Genomic DNA, 2821 nt, shown 5'->3' on the forward strand with positions numbered 1-2821 from the left:
ATTTACGGTTAAAACTCGAATCAAATAAAGAAAAAAGAATTATTCAAACCGTTAGAGGTGTTGGTTACGTTTTAAAAGAATAATACATAGAATTATTAAATAATCTTAATTATAATTAAATTATCAAAAAATACTCTGTTAGTGAAAAACACCCACGCAACAACAATTAAAGACCGATAATTAGACTTCTCCAAAAAATCTGATTTTAACTCAGGGATCATTAAAAACATAGCCTAAATTCATAAATAATTTATTAGAATTGATTGCATTTTTAATTATGGTCGATGTCTAAATCTATGGCAAAATCAGATTTTGAACAAGCGTATCAAAAAATGATTTTAGATAATAAATTTTTTGAAGAAGGATTTATACTATCTCCAACAAAAACCTCGTTATTTCAAAATGAATAATAAAAAAATCAAAGTTTTACTGATTATAGAGCAGTGTAACCCAGAATGGTTTTCCGTCCCTTTGGTAGGCTATAACTATTACAATCAAATTAGTAAATTAGTTAATACTACTTTAGTGACTCATGAAAGAAATAAAGAGGCATTCGAAAAACAAAGAAAATCTGAAAATACAAAAATTATCTATATCAACGAGAGTGAATTTATCAAGAAATACTATAAAGTTATTTCTCTTATCAGTTCAAAACCACTAGGGGGAGTAGTTTGGCCACTTCTTCACACTCTTTCTTATCCTATGTACGCAGAGTTTAATCAGAAGGTTTATCAACTGTTCAAAGATTCAATTATCAAATCAGATTATGATATTGTTCATGCCATTACTCCTATGATACCTAGATACCCTGTCAAAGTTGTTCAGGCTTGTCAAAATACTCCTTTTATCATAGGTCCTGTAAATGGTGGTGTACCTTTTCCTCCTGCATTTCAAGAGACGGCAAAAAAAGAAAATGCTAATCTTAATTTTTTAAGAAATGTGGGTAGATTCTTAATTCCGGGTTATCGGGAAACTTATCAAAAAGCCACAAGAGTTCTTGCCGGATCTACTTATACTCTAAATATGTTGAAAAATTTATTTAATCTTCCTGATAATCAAATTAGTTTATTCTATGAAAATGGCATCCCCGAAAATTTTGTGACTCAGCCAAAACAAAAAAAACAAAATGGTGAAAAAATTAACTTATTATTTGTCGGGCGATTAGTTCCCTATAAATGTGCTGATATAGTTATTCAAGCTATCAGTTATTTAGATACTTCTTTACAAAATCAAATTCAATTAACCATTGTCGGTGATGGGGAAGAAAAAAATAATTTAGAAAAACAAGTGAAAGATCTAAATCTTAGTCATCTTGTTAAATTTACAGGATTAATACCACAAGCTGAAACTCTAACTTATTATAATCAAGCAGATATTTTCTGTTTTCCCTCAATTCGAGAATTTGGAGGGGCAGTAGTATTAGAAGCAATGGCTTCTGGTTTACCCTGTATTGTTGTTAATAATGGGGGTATTGGCGAATATGTCACGGAAGAAACTGGTTTTAAAATTGAGCCGACTTCCAAAAATTATCTAATCCAAGAAGTAACCGATAAAATTAAATTATTAGTTACTGATGAAAATTTAAGGTTAAATATGTCCGCTAATGCTATTGAAAGGGCTAAAGAATTTGTTTGGAAAAATAAAGCACAAAAAATATTAACAATTTATGAACATTTGAAATAGCTTGATAAGTTTAATAAGATAACCATCTATAATTAATATATTAACTGTATATTTTACTATAGCAGTCCTAAATTATTTGTGGCATATTTAAAAGTAATAAAAGATTTTCTATCATTAATAAAAGAAAGGATGATAGACGATCATTGCTAAATTATTGATAGTTATTCTGCCACAACTCAAATAGGATCACTATATTACCTAAATAAAAATAAAATGACTAAAATTTCCATTGAACAAGGCGCACCAGAACAATCTTATTCATGGTTAAGACCTTTTCTTCCAAAAAAACTACAGCCATATTTAAGAGGAATAAGAAAGTTTTGGCAACTTCGTTCTCTCAAATTAGACGAACCCTATAAAACTATTTTTCCTTATACACAAGTATCTCAAATGCGTCAACAAAATCTTATTCGTTTGTCGATGATAGTTAATGAAAATAGGATAAATGGAGCGTTAGTAGAATGTGGTGTATTAGATGGTGGAACTGCCGCATTAATGGCATATACAGCAAAAGAAACCTCTCGATCAATTCATCTTTTTGATGCTTGGGAAGGTTTACCTGAATCTACGGAAGAAGATGGAGTCGCTGGTAAAAAATGGGTTGGTGAAGTTGTAGGTAGCCCTAAAAGAGTTGCTGAAATTATGACTAAACTATCTATTTCCAGCGAAAAAATATTTATTCATCGTGGTTGGTTTGAAGATACATTCCCGAATGTATCTATTAGTGAGATAGCTTTACTACATATTGATTGTGACTTTTATTCCCCTACAACTTTATGCTTAAGTCGATGGTATCCCCATATTTCTCCCGGCGGATATATTCAGTTCGATGATTATTCAGCATTTCAGGGTTGTAAACAAGCTGTTGACGAGTTTTTGAACATTCATCCAGAAATTGAATTACAAGTGTTTGGTACGATTGGACAAGGCGAAGCCTACTTTATCCAAAAACCATTTATTGACAACTGATCCATTTATGCGGAATAAAACGGTACATACCGTAATAAACAGCAATAGCATTTGAGTATTTTACTCAAAAGGAGGTATCCCTCAAAGCCTTAAAAATATTTTTAAGACGCTTAATCTGACATTGATGCCAGTTTTACTTCACCCACGGAAGCGTTGATAGTATTACTAT

3 protein-coding genes are annotated in these 2821 nt (G+C 31.0%); all 3 read left to right on the forward strand.

The annotated features are described in order from the left end of the window. On the forward strand, positions 1 to 83 hold an 83-nt coding region (locus FWJ34_RS19020; RefSeq protein ID WP_396232098.1), incomplete at its 5' end, for a winged helix-turn-helix domain-containing protein. Positions 84 to 402: 319 nt separating this feature from the next. After that, complete coding sequence (locus tag FWJ34_RS19025) at positions 403 to 1683, forward strand: glycosyltransferase family 4 protein (RefSeq protein ID WP_308256899.1); 1281 nt, start codon at positions 403 to 405, stop codon at positions 1681 to 1683. Positions 1684 to 1896: 213 nt separating this feature from the next. Next, entirely contained in the window at positions 1897 to 2652 is a 756-nt protein-coding gene (locus tag FWJ34_RS19030) for a TylF/MycF/NovP-related O-methyltransferase (protein ID WP_308256900.1), read from the forward strand. Positions 2653 to 2821: the final 169 nt, after the last annotated feature.

This window comes from Geminocystis sp. GBBB08, from assembly GCF_016743215.1.
Classification (GTDB): Bacteria; Cyanobacteriota; Cyanobacteriia; order Cyanobacteriales; family Cyanobacteriaceae; genus Geminocystis.

Excerpts from the sequence above, each read along its gene's own strand:
- FWJ34_RS19030 (WP_308256900.1), top strand. The coding sequence starts at position 1,897 with ATGACTAAAATTTCCATTGAACAAGGCGCACCAGAACAATCTTATTCA.
- FWJ34_RS19025 (WP_308256899.1), top strand. The coding sequence starts at position 403 with ATGAATAATAAAAAAATCAAAGTTTTACTGATTATAGAGCAGTGTAAC.